The 20438-nt window shown below is 55.1% G+C and carries 27 protein-coding genes and 5 tRNA genes; 24 read left to right on the forward strand and 8 right to left on the reverse strand.

Going from position 1 to position 20438, the window contains the following annotated elements:
• Window positions 1-6 precede the first annotated feature (6 nt).
• From KKW20_RS08820 to KKW20_RS08935, 24 genes are all read left to right on the forward strand, one after another.
• Complete coding sequence (locus tag KKW20_RS08820) at window positions 7-918, forward strand: Mu-like prophage major head subunit gpT family protein (protein WP_214567516.1); 912 nt, start codon at window positions 7-9, stop codon at window positions 916-918.
• A 7-nt stretch (window positions 919-925) separates the two neighbouring features.
• Window positions 926-1000 (forward strand) — tRNA-Met (locus KKW20_RS08825).
• Window positions 1001-1022: 22 nt separating this feature from the next.
• Complete coding sequence (locus tag KKW20_RS08830; protein WP_214567517.1) at window positions 1023-1406, forward strand: HI1506-related protein; 384 nt, start codon at window positions 1023-1025, stop codon at window positions 1404-1406.
• A gap of 180 nt (window positions 1407-1586) precedes the next feature.
• A complete protein-coding gene (locus KKW20_RS08835; RefSeq protein ID WP_214567518.1) occupies window positions 1587-2030 on the forward strand; it encodes a gp436 family protein in 444 nt (147 codons plus the stop codon).
• Between the two features lie 3 nt (window positions 2031-2033).
• Window positions 2034-2477 carry a phage virion morphogenesis protein gene (locus tag KKW20_RS08840; RefSeq protein ID WP_214567519.1) on the forward strand — a complete coding sequence of 148 codons (444 nt, stop codon included), beginning with the start codon at window positions 2034-2036 and terminating at the stop codon, window positions 2475-2477.
• The gene (locus KKW20_RS08845; RefSeq protein WP_214567520.1) at window positions 2474-3019 is read left to right on the forward strand and encodes a hypothetical protein; all 546 of its coding nucleotides are present in this window, start codon (window positions 2474-2476) and stop codon (window positions 3017-3019) included. Before KKW20_RS08840 ends, KKW20_RS08845 begins: the two co-directional genes overlap by 4 nt.
• Window positions 3019-3444, forward strand: coding sequence for a phage baseplate assembly protein V (locus tag KKW20_RS08850; RefSeq protein WP_214567521.1), 426 nt, complete (start codon window positions 3019-3021; stop codon window positions 3442-3444). Before KKW20_RS08845 ends, KKW20_RS08850 begins: the two co-directional genes overlap by 1 nt.
• Window positions 3444-3695, forward strand: a complete 252-nt coding sequence (locus KKW20_RS08855; RefSeq protein WP_214567522.1) for a hypothetical protein — start codon at window positions 3444-3446, stop codon at window positions 3693-3695. Before KKW20_RS08850 ends, KKW20_RS08855 begins: the two co-directional genes overlap by 1 nt.
• Before the next feature lie 5 nt (window positions 3696-3700).
• Window positions 3701-4033 carry a GPW/gp25 family protein gene (locus tag KKW20_RS08860; protein WP_246534519.1) on the forward strand — a complete coding sequence of 111 codons (333 nt, stop codon included), beginning with the start codon at window positions 3701-3703 and terminating at the stop codon, window positions 4031-4033.
• Window positions 4030-4941 (forward strand): baseplate assembly protein, encoded by a 912-nt coding sequence (locus tag KKW20_RS08865; protein ID WP_214567524.1) that lies wholly within the window; start codon window positions 4030-4032, stop codon window positions 4939-4941. Before KKW20_RS08860 ends, KKW20_RS08865 begins: the two co-directional genes overlap by 4 nt.
• Entirely contained in the window at window positions 4934-5506 is a 573-nt protein-coding gene (locus KKW20_RS08870; protein ID WP_214567525.1) for a phage tail protein I, read from the forward strand. Before KKW20_RS08865 ends, KKW20_RS08870 begins: the two co-directional genes overlap by 8 nt.
• Window positions 5503-6345, forward strand: a complete 843-nt coding sequence (locus KKW20_RS08875) for a gp53-like domain-containing protein (protein WP_214567526.1) — start codon at window positions 5503-5505, stop codon at window positions 6343-6345. Before KKW20_RS08870 ends, KKW20_RS08875 begins: the two co-directional genes overlap by 4 nt.
• Window positions 6346-6347: 2 nt before the next feature.
• Window positions 6348-6992 carry a hypothetical protein gene (locus tag KKW20_RS08880; RefSeq protein ID WP_214567527.1) on the forward strand — a complete coding sequence of 215 codons (645 nt, stop codon included), beginning with the start codon at window positions 6348-6350 and terminating at the stop codon, window positions 6990-6992.
• Window positions 6985-8169 carry a phage tail sheath subtilisin-like domain-containing protein gene (locus KKW20_RS08885; RefSeq protein ID WP_214567528.1) on the forward strand — a complete coding sequence of 395 codons (1185 nt, stop codon included), beginning with the start codon at window positions 6985-6987 and terminating at the stop codon, window positions 8167-8169. The genes KKW20_RS08880 and KKW20_RS08885 overlap by 8 nt, the downstream gene beginning before the upstream one ends.
• Window positions 8170-8181: 12 nt before the next feature.
• Window positions 8182-8679: a phage major tail tube protein gene (locus KKW20_RS08890; protein ID WP_214567529.1), complete on the forward strand. Its 498-nt coding sequence runs from the start codon at window positions 8182-8184 to the stop codon at window positions 8677-8679.
• Between the two features lie 72 nt (window positions 8680-8751).
• Complete coding sequence (locus tag KKW20_RS08895) at window positions 8752-9072, forward strand: phage tail assembly protein (RefSeq protein ID WP_214567530.1); 321 nt, start codon at window positions 8752-8754, stop codon at window positions 9070-9072.
• A gap of 26 nt (window positions 9073-9098) precedes the next feature.
• Entirely contained in the window at window positions 9099-9236 is a 138-nt protein-coding gene (locus KKW20_RS08900) for a GpE family phage tail protein (RefSeq protein WP_214567531.1), read from the forward strand.
• Window positions 9237-9253: 17 nt separating this feature from the next.
• Window positions 9254-11521, forward strand: coding sequence for a phage tail tape measure protein (locus KKW20_RS08905; RefSeq protein ID WP_214567532.1), 2268 nt, complete (start codon window positions 9254-9256; stop codon window positions 11519-11521).
• Window positions 11521-11943, forward strand: a complete 423-nt coding sequence (locus KKW20_RS08910; protein WP_246534520.1) for a phage tail protein — start codon at window positions 11521-11523, stop codon at window positions 11941-11943. The genes KKW20_RS08905 and KKW20_RS08910 overlap by 1 nt, the downstream gene beginning before the upstream one ends.
• On the forward strand, window positions 11940-12143 hold the full coding sequence (locus KKW20_RS08915; RefSeq protein ID WP_246534521.1) for a tail protein X: 204 nt from the start codon (window positions 11940-11942) through the stop codon (window positions 12141-12143). The genes KKW20_RS08910 and KKW20_RS08915 overlap by 4 nt, the downstream gene beginning before the upstream one ends.
• A complete protein-coding gene (locus KKW20_RS08920; RefSeq protein WP_246534522.1) occupies window positions 12140-13120 on the forward strand; it encodes a phage late control D family protein in 981 nt (326 codons plus the stop codon). The genes KKW20_RS08915 and KKW20_RS08920 overlap by 4 nt, the downstream gene beginning before the upstream one ends.
• On the forward strand, window positions 13117-13470 hold the full coding sequence (locus KKW20_RS08925) for a hypothetical protein (RefSeq protein WP_214567533.1): 354 nt from the start codon (window positions 13117-13119) through the stop codon (window positions 13468-13470). Before KKW20_RS08920 ends, KKW20_RS08925 begins: the two co-directional genes overlap by 4 nt.
• Before the next feature lie 129 nt (window positions 13471-13599).
• Window positions 13600-14601 carry a hypothetical protein gene (locus KKW20_RS08930; protein WP_214567534.1) on the forward strand — a complete coding sequence of 334 codons (1002 nt, stop codon included), beginning with the start codon at window positions 13600-13602 and terminating at the stop codon, window positions 14599-14601.
• A complete protein-coding gene (locus KKW20_RS08935; RefSeq protein ID WP_214567535.1) occupies window positions 14598-15176 on the forward strand; it encodes a hypothetical protein in 579 nt (192 codons plus the stop codon). The genes KKW20_RS08930 and KKW20_RS08935 overlap by 4 nt, the downstream gene beginning before the upstream one ends.
• Before the next feature lie 164 nt (window positions 15177-15340).
• Here the strand turns inward: KKW20_RS08935 and KKW20_RS08940 are convergent, their stop codons facing one another.
• The 8 genes from KKW20_RS08940 to lon form a co-directional block, all read right to left on the reverse strand.
• Window positions 15341-15562: an RND transporter gene (locus KKW20_RS08940; RefSeq protein WP_214567536.1), complete on the reverse strand. Its 222-nt coding sequence runs from the start codon at window positions 15560-15562 to the stop codon at window positions 15341-15343.
• A 133-nt stretch (window positions 15563-15695) separates the two neighbouring features.
• A tRNA-Asp gene (locus KKW20_RS08945) sits at window positions 15696-15772 on the reverse strand.
• Window positions 15773-16010: 238 nt separating this feature from the next.
• Window positions 16011-16087, reverse strand: a tRNA-Asp gene (locus KKW20_RS08950).
• Window positions 16088-16164: 77 nt separating this feature from the next.
• A complete protein-coding gene (locus KKW20_RS08955) occupies window positions 16165-16758 on the reverse strand; it encodes a histidine phosphatase family protein (RefSeq protein ID WP_214567537.1) in 594 nt (197 codons plus the stop codon).
• Between the two features lie 75 nt (window positions 16759-16833).
• Window positions 16834-16909: transfer RNA gene (locus KKW20_RS08960), tRNA-Val, on the reverse strand.
• Between the two features lie 116 nt (window positions 16910-17025).
• Window positions 17026-17101 (reverse strand) — tRNA-Val (locus KKW20_RS08965).
• Window positions 17102-17120: 19 nt separating this feature from the next.
• Window positions 17121-17627, reverse strand: a complete 507-nt coding sequence (locus KKW20_RS08970) for an HU family DNA-binding protein (RefSeq protein WP_214567538.1) — start codon at window positions 17625-17627, stop codon at window positions 17121-17123.
• A gap of 143 nt (window positions 17628-17770) precedes the next feature.
• Complete coding sequence (gene lon, locus KKW20_RS08975) at window positions 17771-20176, reverse strand: endopeptidase La (RefSeq protein ID WP_214567539.1); 2406 nt, start codon at window positions 20174-20176, stop codon at window positions 17771-17773.
• Window positions 20177-20438: the final 262 nt, after the last annotated feature.

Below are 20438 nucleotides of genomic sequence, written 5' to 3' on the forward strand. Positions count from 1 at the left end.
CCCGACATGATGGTCACCGCAGCATCCCTCGCCGCCCTGCAAGTGGGCTTTAAGAAGAATTTTCAGGACGCGTTTACGGCAATGCGCCCGGACGCCGACTACGCCAAGATTGCCACGGTCATTCAGTCGACCTCCGCGTCGGAAACCTACGGCTGGCTGGGCAAATTCCCCAAAATGCGGGAATGGATTGGCGAACGTGTCATCAAAGACATGGCGGCCAAAGGCTACAGCATCACCAACAAAGATTTTGAAGCCACCGTTGGGGTCAGCCGCAATGATATCGACGATGACAATTTGGGTATCTATGCGCCGCTCTTCCAAGAAATGGGCAACAGCGCCGCGCAACAGCCTGACGACCTGACGTTTGGCTTGCTGGCCAACGGTCGCACCGAAGAGTGTTTTGACGGCCAGTATTTCTTTGACACTGACCACCCGTCGTTCAACCAAAACGGCGATGCCGCCGTCGCGTCCAATGTGGATGCGTCTGGGCTGGTAGGGAACCCTTGGTGGTATTTGCTCGATACGTCGCGGCCGCTCAAGCCGATGATTTTCCAAGAGCGCAAAAAGCCTGAGTTTATCGCTCATGTTGACCCGACCAATTCGGATCATGTGTTCAAGAAAAAAGAGTTCCTCTACGGCGTCGACGCGCGGTGCAACGTGGGTTTTGGCCTCTGGCAAATGGCCTATGCATCAAACGCGGCACTTGATGGTGACAGCCTGGACGCTGCGATTGAGAAAATGCGCTCTCTTCTGGACAGCAATGGCCGCCCTCTGGGCGTCAAACCGGGCCTTCTGGTTTGCGGTCCCAAGCTGCGGGCGCACGCCAACAAAACCGTCAAGGTGATGTTGGGCGAAGGCGGTGCATCCAACGCCAACTACAACGCGGTCGACGTCCTCGACACGCCTTGGGTCGCTTAAGCCTTAGCGCGGGGTAGAGCAGCGGTAGCTCACCAGCCTCATAAGCTGGAGGTCGCGGGTTCAAATCCCGCCCCCGCAACCAATTCTTTTCAGGAGACAGAAATATGTCTGGCAAGAAACTCATTATCTCAGCCGTCCCTAAAGCCGGTTTTTGGCGGTGCGGCCGTCACTTTACACACGCGGGCACGCCCGTTTCGAAAGGTGACTTTGACGACACACAATGGGCGCGCCTGGAAGCGGAGCCAAAGCTGCGCATCAAGCCCGCCACCGCCGAGGATCTGGCAAGCGCTGAGGACCGCGCGTTTCAAATCAAAGAAGCCATTACCTCTTTGACCGCTGGTGACTTCCAACAAGACGGCAAGCCCAAAATGGACGCGCTGAAGGCCCTTCTGCATGACGGGTTGGGCAAGATCCCCGCCACAGAACGCGATGCCGTTTGGGCTGACATGCTGGCCGCCAATTTTGAGGCCCCCAAAGCCTCTGAATAATCCCCCCCCGGAGAGGGAACGCCGCTGATGATCAAGGCGTGACAGTCGGGAGAGACCGGCCCCCAAATTCAAACACCGACAAGCCGCGCGGGCAAACCCGCAAAATGCGTCCTTGTCGGAATAGGTCCGGCACGCGGAGTGGGAGCGCTGCCAGCCGGGCCAACCAAAAAAAGAAGAGCCATGACCTACGCCACGCAAGACGACATTGTTACGCTGTATTCTGAGGACGCCCTTTATGTGGCGGACCGAGATGGCGACGGCGTTGTTGATGCCGAAGCTGTGGCCCGCGCCTTGCGGTCGGCTGGAGGCGAAATCGACAGCTATATTGGCATTCGCTACACGCTCCCAATCCCCGGTGAACACGAATTATTAAAGCAGTTTTGCGTTGATATCTCAGTCTACCGTCTTGCGTCTTCGCGCGACGTTCTGACCGAAGAACACCGCACCCGTTATGACGACGCAATCAAGCACCTCATAAAAATTGGCGAAGGTAAGGCGTCGTTGAACCTGCCCGGACCGGTCAACCCTGACACCGGCGAAGAGACCACACCCGCCAAGCCACGCCCAATTGTGACGGGCGGCCCGGAGCGCGAATTTACCCGCCCCAAAATGAGGGGCCTTTAAGCCATGTCAGGTGCGATCTTATCCCTCACCACGCCGGGTTTAGACGAGGCGATTAAACGCTTAAGCGTGTTGCCCGGCTTTGAAATGGCAGAGCTGGCAGACGATGCCGCCGCCATTCTGGAAAGCTCAACCCGCGCACGGTTTGAAACCAAAGAAGCGCCAGACGGCACGCCCTGGGCAGATTGGTCCGACGACTATGCCGCCACCCGTGGCAGCAACCATTCCCTTTTGATCAATGAAGGCGAAATGCGTGACAGCATTGCAAGCTATGCCACTGGCGATGAAGCGGCCGTTGGTTCAAACCTTGTGTATTTCGCCCACCAGCATTTCGGCGGCGAAGAAATCGACAGCGGCATTCCTGCCCGCCCTGTGCTGGGCATGTCTGACCAGGACGAACAGGATATTTACGATTTGGCGACCGGCCGGTTAGAGGAGCTGCTGCAATGAGCGACACGCTTCTTTCTGATTTGCCACAAGCCGTTTGCGACGAGCTGAAGAGCTTCATGCCCAAGCTGAAGAAATGCGACCCGCACGCTGGAAAGTTTGACCTGGGCGAGTTGAAGAAGGCGGGTTTCCCGGCCTCTTCTGTGCTGGTGTCCAATCTGGGCGCAAAACAAGACACGACCTATGGCCAGGGCGCGCCGTCTTACATGCTGCGCATGGCCGCCTATGTGGTCACAAAAGACGGCCTTGGCGTGAACCGTGACACATTGGCCGCAAATATCTGCCAAGTCCTGTTGCGAGTCATCCCAGGAAAGACCTGGTCACAATCTGGCTATGGTCAGGCGCGTGATGTTGCCATGCAAACGCTGGTTTCAAGCAAGATCAAAGACAAGGGCGTGTCGCTTTGGGCCGTCACTTGGCACCAGCCCATTAGCTTTTTTGCGCCCGAACCCACCGAAATTGGAGCCGAATTATACGTCGGGCAATCGCCAGCGATCGGGGCCGCCAATGTGGCGGACTACGACCAGGTCGGAGGGGCGAGCTGATGTCGATGGAAGCCGCTGAAAACGACCGCCGGATTGGCAATGTTGTGCGCGTGGGCAAAGTCGCCTCTGTGGATCCGGGCAGCGCAAAAGCCGTTGTGGATTTTGGCGACCTGAAAAGCCCGCCGCTTCCGGTTGGGCAGTTGCGCGCCGGTGGGTTGCAATTCTGGTGGATGCCCACGACAGGCGAGCAAGTGCTTGTTGCCTGTGAAGGCGGCGACTTGGCCCAAGGCGTGATCGTTTGTTCCCTTTATGCCGGCAACGCCCCCAGCGCGGACGGCGCGGTGCCCCAGATCAATCTAGCCGGCGGAAAAATGATCGTGGACGGCGACATTGAAGTGACCGGCGATGTGATCGCCAGCGGCGTTAGCCTGGTCAACCACACTCACCCCGAAAGCATCGGAAGCAACACAGGGAAACCAAGCTGATGACCATTAAGAACCAAAAGCAAGAGTACCGCGTGAAAGCCGCCGGTCCTGTTGCTGGCACGCGGCGCAAAGAGGGCGAGATTGTCTCTTTGACCGCAGCGCAAGCCAAATATGAGAATGTCACCTTGGTTAAAGACGAAGGCGCGCGTGTGGAAATCGTTGGTTCATTGGATGACCCAACGGTCAAAGCCACGGGGCTTGCGGGCAATGCAAAAACCGAAACAGCCAAACGCGGCCGCGCGAAGAAATGAGCGGGATGAACCGGCATACGGGTCGCAAGATCGAAGGCGGCGCGCATCTTGCGCAGTCGATCCACGATATTTTGACCACGCCCAAAGGCACGCGGGTTATGCAGCGTGACTACGGGTCAGATTTGCCGGATATCATCGACCAACCGTTAAACGGTGAAACCCTCATTGATGCCTATCAGGCCACGGCCGAAGCCCTTGATGAATGGGAGCCGCGCATCGCGCTTGCCCGCGTTCAAGTTGTTGAGGCGCGCGCCGGGTTCGCAGCGCTTGAGCTGACAGACACCGACGGCAACGTGATCCCTATGCCAATTGATCTGACCGACGGGGGCACAGAATGAGCGGTTTCACCTCCATCGATCTGAGCAAACTGCCCAAGCCTGATGTGATCAAACAGGTGGATTATGATGCGTTGTTTTCAGAAATGAAGACCGAAGCCATTGCGCATTTGCCAGAGCTTGCCCCGTTCCTTGAACTGGAGAGTGAGCCGGTTACAAAACTGCTGCGTGTTTGCGCCTATTTTCGGATGCTGGACCGCGTGGAGTTTAACGACGGCGCGCGCGCGAACATGTTGGCGTTTTCGACCGGCGCGGATCTGGACGGGCTGGCCGCATTCTGGGGCGTTGAGCGCCTAACAGTGCAAGCGGCCGACGACAGTGTTTCGCCGCCCATCGCAGAAATCAACGAAGACGACGCGGCGTTTCGCGCGCGGGTCCAGCTTTCGCTTGAAGGCCACACCACAGCCGGGCCGCGCGGGTCATATTTGTTCTGGACGTTGTCCGCTTCAGGCGAAGTCAAAGACGCGGCCGTTGATAGCCTTTCCCCTGGTGAAGTGACCATCACAGTGTTGGCGCATGGCGAAGGTGACGGGGCACCCTCAAGCGAGCTTTTAACAGCCGTTGAAACCGCCTTAAACGACGAAGACGTCCGACCCCTGTGCGACACTGTGATTGTGCAGGCGGTAACGGTTTTACCTTTTGAGGTTGAGGCCGAGCTGACCCTTTATGAAGGCCCCGGCGAAGCACAGGTATTAGAGGCCGCAGAAACCGCCTTGGCTGAATACCTGGCCCAACACCACCGGATTGGTCACGACATCACTCTGTCGGGCTTATATGCCGCCCTGCACCAGCCGGGCGTGCAAAAGGTAACGCTCACCAAACCGGCGGCCGATATCATTGTCGGGCCAACCGAAGTGGGCTTTTGCCCCAATGGTGGCTTGACCGTCACGGTAGGCGGTCGCGATGTTTGATTTTGCCTCAATCCTTCCCCCCAATCACACGCCGCTGGAAGGCGCGTTAGAGCAAGCCATTGCCAGCTCCAAGCCCAACCTTGCGCCGGTTTCGCAACTGATGAACCCGCAAACCTGCCCGGCTGAATTGTTGGATTGGTTGGCTTGGGCGTTTTCGGTTGATGATTGGGACACAGATTGGGGTGAGCAACGCAAACGCATTGCGATCCAAGCCGCCGTCTTCATTCACCGCCGCAAAGGCACGCCTGGCGCAATCCGCCGCGCTCTTGATGCCTTTGGGTATGGCGGGGCCGCAATCACTGAGGGCTTTGGGGCATTCCTTTATAACGGTGAGTTGATCCATGACGGGTCAGAAGACTATGGCGAGCCTGACAACTGGGCAGAATACCGGGTCTATTTGGAACGCCCAATCACCATCGACCAAGCGGAGAAATTGAAGCGCATTCTTCGAAATGTCGCCCCCGCCCGGTGCCACCTCAAAGGGCTGTTTTTCACGCAAGCTGCAAACCGTTACAACGCCGCCATCTCATATGACGGCACCAACACCTATGGAGTTGTTCAATGAGCAATTTGACCGAAACTCCCATTTGGGAAGAATTCATTTATCTGGTTGAGCAAACCGACCCTGTGCTTGGCGGGGAGCCTAATCTTGCGACCAAGGCGGGGCTTGCGAACATTCAACCGCAACAGCTTGCGAACCGGACTGCATATCTGAAACAGCTTATTGACGGTATTTTGGGCGGTGCGCCCGACGCGTTGAATACCCTGCAAGAGATTGCGGCCGCGTTGAATGACGACGCTAATCTGGCGGCGACGTTGACCGCCCTCATTGCCACGAAAATGAATGCCGCTGACGGTGTTGGCACAGGCATTACCTCTCTCGAAAAGCTGATTGTTGGCGCGGCAATCGTCGCGGAAACCCACGCCAAGATGCAGGTAAATGGGTTCCTACGTTCTGGCGCACTTTTCCTTTACCCACACGTCGGTGATGACCCACTCAACGCATTGGTGCCTGGACAAGATAGTGTCTTGCGAAAAATGCTGGATGGTTCTCTCAGCTATGGAGCCGGTGAAACCGTCTTCACTTACATCTCAACCCATGTGCAAAAAACGGCGGCGGGGTCTGTCCCACTTCCCGGCGGATTGATCCTGAAATGGGGTGCCAGCGCCAATAGTGGCAACACAGGTTATGCCCAGGCCGTGTTTCCCATTGCATTCCCAAACGCTTGCTTGTTCGCCATGGGGGTTGACCGGTCATCGGCGGCGGCTGGCGCGGCGGGCGTAAGCCGCGCAGGCGTGCTGCATGATCAAATGCTTGCAGCGACTGTGGCCTTTCGCATCACAGATCATACTGGGGCAATTGTGAACGGCGACAGCGTTCACTATTTGGCGATTGGACACTGAACATGAAACATTTTGCACATTACGACAGTGAAGGTCAGATTATCGGTTTCTATGCGGATGATACACACAAGGTCATTCCAGAACCGCATGTGGAAATCACTCTTGATGACCTGTCGAAACATGCTTCAAACGAGCAAATCCTATGTGTCGATTTGGCAGGCGGCAAGCCGTCTTTGAAGGAATACATGCCGCCACCGCCCTCTTTAGAGGAACAGAAAACGGCTGCATTGCAGACCGCCAGTGCCACGGCCAGCGCTTACCGCCGCCAAATCGCCAAGCAAGCCCATGAAGATCGGGCCATTGCGTGGGCGCTGAAAACCCCGCTGGCACTGCTTTGGCAGATGCACGAAGGCACCACCGACCCGGCGATTGTACCATTGGTGGCCGAGGCTCAAGCCGGATTTGAGGACGAAGCGGAAGCGTTGGGCGAAACCCCAGAAGAATTGCGCGCGGCGTGTATTGGCAAGTGGGTCGCGTTCTTCCGCGCCACCCAAATTGTTGAGGGCATGGAACGCTTGGCAGAACGCCGCATCCCCGCCGCCCAATCCCCTGAAGAACTGCAAACGGTCATTGCAGAGTTGCAAGCCAAAGAGACGGTTGCAACTGCGAAACTGGCCACCCTAAATGAAGGAGGCGAACATGCCTGAACAATTCCTACACGGCGCTGAAGTTGTCCAAATTGACGACGGCATTCGCCCAATCCGTACCGCCAAAAGCTCTGTGATCGGCTTGGTCGGCACCGCACCAGATGCCGACCCGGCGGTCTTCCCAGAAAACGTGCCGGTGCTTGTCGAAGGCCCCCGCAAAGCGGCAATTGCGGGCGCGGGCGGCACCCTGAAAGACGCCTATGAGGCGATCTATGCCCAAGGCGCAAGCGTGGCTATCTTTGTCAATGTGCCGGTCGGGGCAGACGACGCCGCCACATTGGCAAATATTGTGGGCGACGCCACCTTGGGCACCGGCGTTTGGGCCTTGGAACATTCTGCATCCAAATTGGATCTGGTACCGCGCATTCTTGCCGCCCCTGGCTTCACCTCAACCGGCGCCGCAGATCCCGCCAGCCCAGTTGTCACCAATCTGATCGCCGTGGCCGAAAAGCTCCGCGCGACGGTCATCTCGGACGGCCCCAACACCAATGAGACCGACGCCAAAACCGAACGCGAGAAATGGGGGTCTGACCGACTGTTTATCGTTGACCCGGCTGTAACCGTTTTTGACTCCGATGCGGCCGATTATGTGACCCGCCCGGCGTCTGGTTATGCGGCTGGCTTGATCGCCAAACGTGACATTGAAAAGGGCTTTTGGTGGTCGCCTTCCAACCAGGTGATCAATGGAATTTCCGGCACCGCCCGGCCTGTTTCGTTTAACCTGAGTTCAACAGAAACCGAAGCCAACCGCATGAATGAAGCCGAGGTGGCGACCATCATTCGCCGCAATGGTTTCCGCCTTTGGGGCAACCGTTCCGCCAGCGCTGATGCGCAATGGGCGTTTCTGTCTGTGCGCCGCACCGCAGATATCATCTATGAAAGCATTGAGGCCGCGCATCTTTGGGCAATGGATCGTCCCATGTCGGCACAGCTTTTCCAAGACATTCGCGACAGCGTTCAAGGCTTTGGTGACAACCTGGTCAACCAGGGCGCTTTGCTGGGCTTCAAGTGCTGGCTGGATCCAGAGTTGAACACAGAGGCCACGCTGAAGGCCGGGAAACTCTATCTCGACTTTGACTTTGAACCGCCAGCGCCGCTTGAGCACCTTGTGTTCCGTGCCCACCGCGAAGGCAAATATTATGACGAGCTGATCTCTTCGGTCAAAGCCGCAGCATAAGGAGGACTGTCAATGCAGTACCCGCGCACAATTCGCAACTTTAACGCCTTTATCAACGCCCAGAGCTATGCCGGGCGCGTGCTGGAAGGCAAGCCGCCAGAGGTCAAGCTGATCACCGCCAATCACCGCGCTGGTGGCATGGATGGAAGCATTGCCCAGGACATGGGCATTGAGGCCATGAAAACCGAAATCACCTTGGCGGAATGGGCCACAGAGGCGATCAAACTGATCGGCACACGGGAGCGCGTGACCTTCCGCCCCGGCGCTATGGGGCAAGAAGATTTTTCGGCTGACAGCTTTGTCATGACGATGGGCGGCCTTTGGTCTTCCACCAACTTTGGCGACCTGAAGCCGGGGTCCGACGCGCCGCTGAAATTGTCACAAGAGACTGATTATTTCCGCGTCATCAAGAACGGTAAAACGCTGATTGAAATCGACACCAAAGGCGGAAAACGGAAGGTCGGCGACACTGACCAACTGGCTGAACTTCGCAAAGCAATGGGCATTTAATACGCCCCAACACACAGGCGCGCGGAGCCGTTCGCGCGCCCCGTAAACTCCCCTTTAAACAGGATTAAAACCATGTCGAAAGTCACGAAATTGAACGCCACCACCTTGTCAAAGCCTCTCAAGATTGATGGCGAAAAGGTCACCGAAATCACCCTGCGCAAACCGTCACCGGGCGAGCTGCGCGGATTGGCGCTGACCGACATTCTGCGCATGGAAGTCGACGCCGTCACCAAGCTGTTGCCGCGCGTCACAATGCCGCCGCTTTCGCCCGCCCAAATTTCAACCGAACTTGCCACCGAAGACTTCATGGATTTGGCGGGGAAGGCTGTGCTTTTTTTCGTGAAGAAGGAGCAGATGGACGGGGAGGTTCTGGAACTACCGGAACCGGCCTAGGTCTGCCCGATGATGTAACCGAAGCCATGGCAGATATTGCCATGGTCTTTGGCTGGGGGCCGGATCAGATGGACAATATGTCAATCGAAGATCTGGCCATGTGGCGGGAAAAAGCCCGCGAGCGGTATGAGGCGCAAATGAAAGCCAACACACCGCAGATTTAAGGCAAAGCAACACACACATGAGCGTTGGCGATCTAAATATTGCGATGGTTCTGAGGCTGGTTGACCGGGTCACGGCGCCTGCAAAACCCGTGCTTGAGAAGGTGCGCGAGATCGGCACGCTGTCAGAGAAAGCCGGTCGTGCAGGCGTTGATTGGTCCAACCGGCAGATTGAGGCCAACCGCGCGCGCCAGGACGCATTAAAGGGCGAAGCCTTGGGCGTGGCAGCTTTGGCTGGTAGCCTATTGGCGCTGACCGAACCCGCCATTCAAGCTGAAAAGCGATTGGCCGAAGTTGCCAAGGTTGTTGATTTTGAAGCGGCGGACGGTCTGTCGATCATGGCAAAGGAGATCCGCGACCTAGTCACGTCGGGCGGGCTGGCGACAACCGCGCAAGGCGTGACGGATATCGTAGCCGCAGGCGCGCGCATGGGCGTTGTGAACGAAAACCTACCCGACGCTGAAAAGCGAAAACAACTTTTAGAGTTTGCTACGGCCGCCAGCAAAATGTCGGTCGCCTTTGGCATTTCAGCCGATGAAGCGGGCGAAACCTTAGCCCGCTGGCGGCAAAACCTTGGGCTGACCCAAACGGAAGCCATGGCGCTTGGCGACACGGTCAACTTTCTGGGCAACACAATGGCCACGACCGAGGCTGACATTCTTCAGGTAATCAACCGGCAAGGTGTGGTTGCCAAAACGGCCGGGCTTGCCGCAAACGAAACCGCCGCTTTAAGCGCCGCAATTCTTGCCGCCGGTGCCAGCCCTGAGATTGCCGCAACGGGCCTGAAGAACTTCACAAACGCCCTGGTGAAAGGTGCCAGCCTTACAGACCGTCAAAGCTCCGTTTTCAAGGCGCTGGGGCTTGATGGTGTGGAAATGGCAAAGCGGATGCAAACCGACGCTAAGGGCGGCATTATGGCCGTGCTTGAAGCCTTCCAAGAGATTGAACCATACCGCCGCAGCTCGTTAATCGGTGATCTGTTTGGCGAAGAGGCCAAGGGCGCAATCACCCCGCTGATCGACAACGTCGAGCTGCTAGGCAACACCTTTGCAAATACCGCCGACACATCCGCTTTATTGGGATTGATGGAAAAGGAATATCAGGCCCAAGCGGCAACCACACACGCACAGCGCCAGCGCCTCTTGCAATATGTGAGCGGTTTGGCCGTTGTTGTGGGCGGCGCTCTGTTGCCCGCCCTAAACGAGCTTATGGCGAGCGTCATGCCGTTGGTTTCCGGCTTTACAGATTGGGCGGCCGCGCATCCTGAATTGATTGCAAACGGGGCAAAGTTGGCAGGCGTGTTCTTGCTTTTGCGGGTCGCTTCAATTGCCGCCCGATTTGGTTTTTTCGCCTTGGCTGGTCCGGTACTGAAACTCATTCGTTTTGGCGGTTATCTCATGATCATTTTGCCCAAAGTTGGCGGCGTTCTTCTGTGGTTGGCGCGCGGTCCAACAAAGTTGTTGTTGTCGGCTGTCGGGCTGCTGGTCAAAGCGTTTGCGCGCCTGGCCATTGCCGCGCTTGCAAACCCCATCGGTGCAACCATCGCAGCGGTCGCGGCGCTGGCTTATGTGGTCTACCAGAATTGGGACAAGATCGTTGCGTGGCTTATGGGCAAGATCGACACCGTGAAAGCCGCCTTTGAAGACGGGCTGTTTAAAGGCATTTTTACGCTCTTTAAAGAGTTCAACCCCATCACCCTGATCGCAGAAGCGATTGGCGGTCTGGCGGGGTATTTGGTTGAGGTCGGCGGGGGGCTTATGCAATCCATTTGGGACGGCATGAGTTCGGTTTTAGGCACCATGGTTGAGGCGATCAAAAACAAGCTGTCTGGCATTGTGCCCGATTGGCTGCGCAAAGCCTGGAACTATGTAAACGGCGGATCTGGTGAAGGATCTGGCAAGCCGCCTGGACGCGATGCGGGTGGGCCGGTGCGCGCGGGCGTTCCTTATGAGGTTGGCGAACGCGGGCGGGAGATCTTCATTCCCGGCGTGTCTGGCTCAATTCTGCCCGGTCGTGCGGTCAAAGCGGCAATGGCTGCGTCTATGATTGCAGGCCCGGCCGCTGCCATGCCGTCCAAAAATGAAATCACCCAGCGCATCGATGCGCGCCCCGCAATGCAAGCGCCCGCACAGCCGCAACAGATCATTCGCCAGGGCGACACCATTCATATCAGCATCACATCCGCGCCAGGAATGGACAGCCGCGAGATTGCCCGTGCGGTTGCGCGCGAGCTGGACCGCCGGGGGGATGCCAAAAGCGGTGACCTACATGACGGGGGGGACTTCTGATGAACTTTGGGGGTGTAATGATGGCGCTTGGGGCCTTCCGTTTTGGAATGGCAAATGGGGCCTATCAAGAGTTTAACCGCAGCACGCCGCACCGTTGGAGCAAGGTCAACCGAATTGGCCGCGCGCCCGCGCTTCAGTATGGCGGGCCGGGCACAGAAGAAATTACAATTTCAGGTGTGATCTATCCCGCCTTCAGGGGCGGTTTACGCCAGGTTGACGGGATGCGCGCGAAAGCATCGTTGAGAGCGCCGCTTATGATGACCGACGGGTTGGGCTGGATCTGGAACCGTTGGGTGATCACCAATGTGGATGAAGGCAAAAGCTTCTTCCTTGCCGACGGCGCGCCCCGCAAAATCGAATTCACTTTGAAACTTGAAGCCTATGGCGGTGACAGCACCGGCAGGCTTGGGGGGCTGTTTTGAACACGCATCGCACAATTGACGGCGACATGGTGGACGCCATTTGCAAGGCCCACTATGGCCGCGAAGATATGACGGCCGCCGTCTATGAGGCGAACCCCGGTCTGGCGGGTCTGGGGCCGGTTCTGTCAAAAGGCGTGCTGATCATCTTGCCAAACGCCCCCGCCGCCCCTGTGCGCAAACCCGTAAGGTTGTGGACATGAAGGTTGCCTATAAGATCGTGGCCAACGGTGCGGACGTCACCGGCGCGTTTAGTGACCGCCTTGTGAGCCTGACTATTACTGATGAAGCGGGCGGCGCATCCGACACGGCCGAGATCAGGCTTGATGACCGCGATTATGCCGTGGCGCTTCCACCTGAAGGGGCGGAACTGGAAATATCCATCGGGTTTGAAGGCAACCTGACCCTCATGGGCAAATATGTTGTGGACGAATTCAGCGGCGACATTTTCCCCGCCATGCTGGCAATCAAAGCCAAAGCCGCAAACATGCTTGGCGGCATTCGCGACCGCAAAACCCGGTCATGGGAAAAGGCTAGCGTTCAAGACATTGTTGAAAAGATCGCGGGCGAACATGGCTTAAAGCCGGTTGTGGGCGACAGCGTGAAATCTGCCTTCTTTGAGTATCTGGCGCAAACGTCAGAAAGTGACCTGCATTTCCTCACCCGGTTGGCAAAGGATCTGGACGCTGTGGCCAAGCCAGCGGGCGGCGCATTGGTGTTTATGGCGCGCGGTGAAGGCAAGGCGGCCGACGGATCAGCGCTGCCCGTGACAACCGTTTTCCAGCATGAAATCGACACCGGGTCATGGTCCTTGCCCCAGCGCGGCAAATACGGCCGCGTCATCGCGGAATGGGGCGACAAGGGCGCGGGCAGCCTTAACACAGTGACGGCCGGGGATGAAAAACCAGAGCTGAAGCTCCGCCACCCCTACGCCACGAAAGATGAGGCGCAGCGCGCGGCAAAGGCGGCGCTGAAGAAATCGCAGCGGACTGGCGGAAAGCTCAAAATTCAGATGGGCGGGTTTTACCCAGACATGATGGCAGAGGCGTTTGTGAACCTTCCCGATATCAAACCGGAATTGCGTGGCGAGTGGCTTATGACGCGCGTTGAACACCAGCTTGAAGACAGCTTAACAACCAGTTTTAACGCCGAACGCGGCAACGATGGTGCCAAGACATGAAGCGCCCGCAATTCGAAGACCTAACCCCAGATCAGCAAGCGCAATTCGGCAACGGCGTTGGCCCTTATTGGCTGTCAGATCGGGCGCGCGCGGTGATCACCGGGGCCGCGAGCTGGTTCTTTGACGAGGCAAGCTGGCGGCACCACGACTTTGGCTATGCCGTTGGCGGTGATCGCTATGACCGCCGCCGCTGCGACGACAAGTTTCTGGCAGCCATGTTGCGCGATGCCATGCGCCAGAACGGCCCCATCTTTGGGCGTGAGCTGGTCGCGGTGCTGATAGCCATTATTTTCTATCTGGCCGTCCGCATTGGTGGGCAATTTGGGTCATTTCAATATCGCGACGGGTAAGTGCGACCTCATACCCCACTGACCAATATACTCTTTTGGCCGGAAATCATTGCAGAATCACCTATAGATTGAAACTCTGCATGAAATCCATTTCATCCTGCAACCAATGCAGCTGCAAAGAGAATTACCATGTCCAAAAAAAGAGCAACCGTCCAATATCGATATGTCAACACGGATGGTTTATGGAAGGAATTTCACCTCAAAGATATGGTGGTTGATATTCTTAGAAGAGCAACGCCAACTGGTTCAAATAAATATTTCGAAGACGTTAGCTTGAGAAAAATTGATCTTGATCAGGATGGAAGTTTTGTCGTTCTAAATAAACTTTCTGAAGAGGCGTCTTGGGATGGACCTCTAATTTGCGGTCAGCTTATCCATGTAAAAGCAGGAACAAACCTACCAGGTATTGATGGCAACCTAGATCAACCAATTCCCGAACTCTCACTTCAAAACTTCAACATTGGTGAAAGTAAACAACTTGTGGAAGGCGTGCTTTATTTTGCTATCGGACAAAACCATGTGGGAATAATTGAAGGGCAGCGCACAAGAGCTCGAACTCTCGAAAGGTATCTTACCAGATTGCTGCAAGATGCGGAGGAAATGGAGCCAGGGAAGCATATCCTTCTAAACGCAAAACTTGAGGGAAAGGTTCGCTCAGTAAAAGCGCTCGAAGTTTCTCCTAGACGAATTCAAAAACACTCAACATCGGAGGCTTCGGATCCAACTGTATCATCTACAGCAGGATCAGCCGAAAGCGAAGGTTCTACAGTATTTGACGTCTTGCAACTTCTTGGGTGGAGCCAAGAAGACCTAATGAAGTTGGAAGATAGCGTTCCTGATGACGGCTGGATTGAAGGAATGTTCAAGGTGGCGTTCAAACGGAAGGGCCGCAAATCAACATCCGTCGATAGAAAAATTTTAGAAACAGCACTTAGAAATGTAGACGCCAATTCGATTGGATTGTTAGGAGAAGGAGCTAAAGAGCGAGGCGGCACAATTAAGCTGTCTAAAGTATGCAACATTCCAACTGAGGGTGAGCTTTTGAACCCGTCAGAAGCAATGAAAGCAATCGTTGAGAACCTTCGAACATGGTCGACTTCAGGTCGAATTGACTATAACTTTGAGCCATGATTTGGATTGTTGCCATCATAGCTTTTGCTGCGGGACTTTGGATCCCTATCGGTGCTATTGATATTGGATTAGCTGGGCTTTTGGTGACATTTTTCGGGCTGCTAAGTGCCAGCGTGCTTCCGGCGATGTCACTACTGGTGGCAAACACACTGTCGCCCCGAAATAGCGTCAAATCACTTAATAGGCTATATGACAGGACAGCTCGCCTTATTAGAAAGTTGTGGCAGACACTTGGATTTCTCGTCACGGGTGCCATTTTTTCAATCGTTGTTGCTAAAACAAATACGCCACTACCAAATGAGATTTTATCTTTGGACGTTCCCTGTTGGGCTAAGAACGCGCCAAATCAGATTATTCAGTCAATTGTGTGTACTTGCTTCGTAGTTGGCCTAGATCGGCTGCGTGTGATCGGATCTGCTTTTAAAAGCGTTTTGGATGAACGCTATGATTTAGCCGTATCTGCAAGCCAAAAAAATGCCCGCGACAACTTAAAAGAACAAAAAAAAATCGATGAAATCTTCCCAAAGTCAGAACGGTTCGGAGAAACAGTCGAAGTTGTAGCTGAAGACACCTAACTTTTCAAATATTGCACCGCTGCAATTTTTTCAGTGTTCGCCTGAAACTGCGTCCCCTGTTTAAACAGACGTTTAATTGGAGTGTTTAAGCGTAGGCGTACCAATTACCAAAAAACGCGCTGCTGAAATTATTTCTGTCAAACACTGAAAAAATCCGTGGCGAGCTACAGCGGTGGCTGCCTGCGCATCCGAACCAGTTTAATTCCCAACACAATCCACGGTGCGCCATGCATCATCAAATCAAAGATATCAATTGGCACCCGAAGCTCTCCATGCCACAACATGACCATCTTTTCCCAGACATGCGGCGGGGCAAAGGGCGCGAGCCCAATGGTCAGACAAAAGACCAAAATCGTTCCGAAAGGAATGTCGTCAAGGATCGCCATAATGCCCTCATATTACCGATTACATCATGATATCGCCTGCTCATTTTCGTCGAAATGTGGTGATAAGACGCGGCAGCAACTTTGCTGGGGCATCAATACCGTGACATCAATGACGAACTTCTGCTTGGGGAAATGGCGCGGTTGACGGGACTCGAACCCGCGACCCCCGGCGTGACAGGCCGGTACTCTAACCAACTGAGCTACAACCGCGCATGAGGGGGTATTTAGGCCGGGGGGGCTGGGGCGTCAATGGAAAAAGTGGTCCGAAATGAAATCAAATACACTCTGGCAACACATCACATGACTGGTCGCGATTTCGGGTCGAAACGCCTCGTCCATCCGCCTGCGACCCAAGCACATGTGCAACATCACATCGTCATTACAGAACGTGGAAAGTAAAAAAGCCCCGCCGATTGGCAGGGCCTTTTTAAAGCAAATCAGGCAGTGATGGCGCGGTTGACGGGACTCGAACCCGCGACCCCCGGCGTGACAGGCCGGTACTCTAACCAACTGAGCTACAACCGCCCACTGCCAGTCTTGCGACTGTTTGGGCGTTCTATTCTGCGCGCGCTGCACCGTCAAGCGACAAAGTGAACTTTTTCTCACTTTTCCAGTGTCACATGGCCAAGCGCTTGAGATAGATGGAAAATCACCCCCTGCCCGCCCGGAAGCTCTAACATTTCATACGGGTTTAAACCCAACCAGCGGGCACGTATCACCCGTGACAATATCCCGTGCGTAAAAAGAACCGCTGGCCCAGATAATTCCGCCAAGAAGGCATCACACCGGTGCTCAAGATCCGTCAGGGATTCTCCTCCTGGGCTCTGAAAGTTCCAAACAATTGGATCCTCTTCAGCCAGCTTTGACAGCTCAGGCCAACCAAGATCAATTTCGCTCTGCGTCTTGCCTTCCCATTGGCCGAAGTCGATTTCAGACAACCGATCATCCCCTTGAAGGGCGACGTTAAATCCCGCCAAGGCGATGTCGGCGGTTTTCCGGGCACGACCAAGCGGGCTGGAGAAAAACTTAACTTTGGACAGGTCCAGGTTTTGCCGTTGCAGAATGCCCCCCATCAGCCGCGCCTGCTCTCGCCCCTTGTCGGTCAGTGGGCTGTCCAACTTTCCTTGGTGGCGTTGCGCGACATTCCATTCTGTTTGCCCGTGCCGGATCACGTAAATCTCTGGGACTTCAGGCATGGGCTCTCCAATACGAATTCGTGACGAATACACCCCTTTTACATCGGATGAGGCAGTATCAATATCAGGAGAAAATGGTGGGTCGTGAGAGGCTCGAACTCCCGACATCTTCGGTGTAAACGAAGCGCTCTACCAACTGAGCTAACGACCCATTCCGGAGCTTTGATTAACGCTGTGATCCGGTCAGCGCAAGAGTGTTTTTATAACAAACAGAAAAATCTTCCGTCCATCACCTGACGCCAATCCCTTGATTTGGCATCTGTTAATTGGTGGGTCGTGAGAGGCTCGAACTCCCGACATCTTCGGTGTAAACGAAGCGCTCTACCAACTGAGCTAACGACCCAACGCCGGCGTATTTATCGTCAGTCGGCGGCGGGCGCAAGGGGGTCAGTCGCGGATTTTTCAATCTTTTTCCGACGCAGTTTACAGATCAGAATTTCCGCATCCCCAAGGTCCTTTTTACGCTTCACCTGCATTTTGCCAAGCGACGGAAGTTTCAATTCCTCTCCCGCAGACAAAGACGCACCAAGCTCGGCCAAAGCGGCCTCTGTGATGTCGCGCACTTGATTGGGGCGCATACCCAAACGCTTTGCCACACGGACAATCATTTCTTTCTTGTTAACAGGGGCCCCATCCGCTGGTGTCACGTCTGACATTGCGCTCTTTTCCGCAGGCTTAGCGACGGCAACGGGCTTGCTGACCACAGGGGCAATAGCCGCATCAATGGCAGCGTTCGCTTTGGTTTCTGTGGCGCGCACCTTAAGCGGCGAAGTGGATTTCGGTGCCTTTGCACGGATTGCACCATCAGCGGATTTCGCACTGGTCCGCGTTTTGCTTCCAGCGGTCGATTTTCTTGATTTCGTGGCCATTGTTACGCTCAGCCCCTTATTGTTTTCATTTGGGAATATATTAACCCGGTTGAGTTAACAAATCCAGTGCGCCGGGCAAAAGAAAACGGCGCACCGAAAACCAGCGCGCCGTTTTGATCAATATTCACGATGGGTTACGTAGGTTAGTGCGCAACCTGGCTCGACCCACCCGCCTTCTTGGCAAGCGCCGCAGCGGCTGCCTCTTCTGCGGCTTCATCCCATTCGACTGGCTCTGGGACATCGACCAATGCCAGCTTCAACACCTCTGACACATGTGACACCGGAATGATCTCCATCCCCTCTTTCACACTATCAGGCAGATCCGGAAGGTCCTTTTCATTTTCCGCAGGGATCAGCACGGTTTTGATGCCGCCACGCAAAGCCGCCAAAAGCTTTTCTTTCAGCCCGCCAATGGCCAGCGCATTGCCACGCAGTGAAACTTCACCGGTCATCGCGATGTCTTTGCGCACAGGAATACCTGTGAGCACCGATACAATCGATGTCACCATGGCCAAACCAGCGGACGGACCATCCTTTGGCGTCGCCCCATCCGGCACATGTACGTGAATATCCCATTTCTCAAACTTGGGAGGTTTCACACCAATTTCAGGCGCGATGGAACGCACATAGCTTGACGCCGCTTCGATGCTTTCTTTCATCACATCGCCCAGCTTACCGGTGGTTTTCATGCGACCTTTGCCCGGCAGGCGCAACGCTTCGATCGACAAAAGATCGCCACCCACCGAAGTATAGGCCAGCCCGGTCACAACCCCGACCTGATTTTCTTCCTCGGCCAATCCGTACCGATGGCGGCGCACACCCAACATATCCCCCAGCTCATCCGGGGTTACATCAATGCGGACCTCTTCTTTCTTGACGATTTTTGTCACCACTTTCCGCGCCAGTTTGCCAATCTCACGCTTCAGGTTCCGCACCCCTGCTTCGCGGGTGTAGTACCGGATCAAATCCGTCAGCGCGGCGTCAGAAACCGAGAATTCCTTGGCTTTCAGCCCGTGATCTTTCACCTGTTGCGGCACAAGGTGTTGGCGCGCAATTTCAAGCTTTTCTTCTTCGGTGTAACCCGCCAGCGGAATGATCTCCATCCGGTCCAAAAGCGGTCCCGGCATGTTGTAGCTGTTCGCCGTGGTCAGGAACATCACATCCGACAGGTCATATTCCACCTCAAGATAGTGATCGACAAAGGTCGAGTTCTGTTCGGGGTCAAGCACCTCCAGCATCGCGGAGGCCGGATCGCCACGGAAATCCTGACCCATCTTGTCAATTTCATCGAGCAAGATCAGCGGATTGGTGGTCTTCGCCTTTTTCAGCGCCTGAATAATCTTACCGGGCATCGAGCCAATATAGGTCCGACGGTGACCGCGGATTTCACTTTCATCACGCACACCGCCCAAAGAGATGCGAATAAACTCGCGCCCCGTGGCCTTGGCAACCGATTTCCCAAGCGAGGTCTTCCCAACACCGGGCGGGCCAACAAGGCACATGATTGGGCCTTTCAGCTTTTTGGAACGCTGCTGTACGGCAAGATATTCAATAATGCGTTCTTTGACCTTCTCAAGACCATAATGGTCACGATCCAGTACTTTTTGCGCATTGTTCAGGTCTTTTTTCACGCGGGATTTCAGACCCCATGGAAGACCCAGCATCCAATCGAGATAGTTGCGCACAACCGTGGCCTCAGCCGACATCGGCGACATATTCTTGAGCTTTTTCAGCTCAGCATCCGCCTTTTCTTTGGCTTCTTTTGACAGCTTGGTGCCGGCGATTTTCTCTTCCAGCTCACCAAGTTCGTTTTGACCTTCATCCCCATCGCCCAGTTCTTTCTGAATGGCCTTCATTTGCTCATTCAAATAGTACTCACGCTGGGTGCGCTCCATCTGGGATTTCACGCGGGTTTTGATCTTTTTCTCAACCTGCAGCACGGACATTTCGCCCTGCATCAGCCCCATGACTTTTTCAAGCCGTTCTGCGACCGTGAAAGTTTCAAGAAGCTCTTGTTTTTGTTCTACGTCGACACCCAGATGCCCAGCCACAAGATCCGCGAGCTTTTCTGGCGCACGGGTTTCAGCCACGGCTGCCAGCGCTTCTTCTGGGATGTTTTTCTTGATCTTGGCATAGCGCTCAAAATCTTCACCGACAGAACGCAAAAGCGCCTCAAGCTCCTCGGGGTCACCGGGGCGCTCCTCGATCAATTCGGCCTGTGCCTCGAAGTAGGTGTCGTTATCAAGGAATTCGGTGATCTGCACCCGCGCCTGCCCCTCGACCAACACCTTCACAGTGCCATCAGGCAGCTTCAAGAGTTGCAGCACGTTGGCCAAAACACCAACAGAATATATGCCTTCGACTTCAGGCTCATCCACAGCGGGGTCAATCTGGCTGGACAGCAGGATCTGCTTGTCATGCGCCATCACCTCTTCCAAAGCGCGCACCGATTTTTCGCGCCCTACAAAAAGCGGCACGATCATATGTGGGAACACGACAATGTCGCGCAGGGGCAGCACTGGATAGGATTGGTTAAGTTGCTCGGTCATGAGGCTTCCTTATTACTGGCAAAACACATGATCCCTATGTCTCGGCAATCAAAGTGTTTCCGCGTTTCTGGTCGTGTATTTGGGGAGCACACGCCTGTTTTTCAACCTTGTTGGCACCAAGTTTGCCCGCCTATTCCAACAAGCACAAGGGCAAGTTCGCGGTGTTTGCGTCAATTGGGGCCATCAACATATGGTGTTTTGTTGCATTTTCATCAAATAGGCAGAGGAATGCTGTCCTAAAACGGCGTGACAGGATTTGCCT

The organism is Aliiroseovarius lamellibrachiae (assembly GCF_018599245.1).
Taxonomy (GTDB): domain Bacteria; phylum Pseudomonadota; class Alphaproteobacteria; order Rhodobacterales; family Rhodobacteraceae; genus Aliiroseovarius; species Aliiroseovarius lamellibrachiae.